1 protein-coding gene is annotated in these 266 nt (G+C 35.0%); it reads left to right on the top strand.

The window, feature by feature from the left end; translation table 11 throughout:
* The coding region (locus tag EII29_RS11775; protein WP_125237629.1) for an autotransporter domain-containing protein at positions 1-266 on the top strand (266 nt) is incomplete at both ends.

The following is a 266-nucleotide window of genomic DNA, read 5'->3' on the forward strand; positions in this document are numbered from 1 at the left end:
CTTGATAAAGAGTTTACTCATCTTAAAAAAGAATGGGATAATAAATCCAAGCAGTCGAATAAAATAAAGGCATTCGGAATGAGAGATGAGTATAAGACCGATACGGCGGGAGTAATAGACTATACAGGCAATGCATACGGAGTAGCTTATGTACATGAAGATGAAACAATAAAACTTGGAAACAGTACAGGTTGGTATGCAGGAGCGGTACATAACAGATTAAAATTTAAAGATATAGGCAGATCTAAAGAAGATACAACTATGTT

This window comes from Leptotrichia sp. OH3620_COT-345 (assembly GCF_003932895.1).
Taxonomy (GTDB): domain Bacteria; phylum Fusobacteriota; class Fusobacteriia; order Fusobacteriales; family Leptotrichiaceae; genus Pseudoleptotrichia.